Source organism: Wolbachia endosymbiont of Tuta absoluta (assembly GCF_059414725.1).
Genome location: NZ_JBNRJY010000135.1, coordinates 1 through 478, shown reverse-complemented (window position 1 = coordinate 478; position 478 = coordinate 1). Strand labels below are relative to the sequence as shown.

The following is a 478-nucleotide window of genomic DNA, read 5'->3' as shown; positions in this document are numbered from 1 at the left end:
ATTGTTTTTCAACTTATTTTACGGAAAGTGACAGCGCTAATTGAAGGTAAGTTAAGATAAATAGTTTCCCAAATTTAGGCAAATTTTTGGAGTCATACAGATGAGAGACGATCGATCATATCACTTCTATCACCGTCCTTAAACACAGGTACAACGCGTGAGTCTCTCCACATTGCTGGGAACACACCCGTTTCTAGAGATTTGCTATACAGGGTTATTTTTTAGTCAGTGCGCAAACTTATACCATGATATCAGAATCGTTAATATGACATTTTCAGCAAATAAAAAAACCAAGTGAAAAAAATATTAACAAGCAAATTCCACCCAATGAACAAGATCGATCTACACCTGCTGTGGTTTTTCCTTGGTTTTCAGTTACTCTCTTAACAGCCAAAGCTTTTCCGCTAAAAGAGCGTGTGAGAAGATGTTGTAAAGCTTTTACCTTACCCCATCTTCCTTCTTGGACAGCCTTAACAAT

General features: G+C 37.2%; 1 protein-coding gene. It reads right to left on the bottom strand.

Annotated elements, in window-relative coordinates; all coding sequences use genetic code 11:
- Nucleotides 1-274: 274 nt before the first annotated feature.
- On the bottom strand, nucleotides 275-478 hold a 204-nt coding region (locus ACJ5GX_RS01375; protein WP_495292612.1), incomplete at its 5' end, for a reverse transcriptase N-terminal domain-containing protein.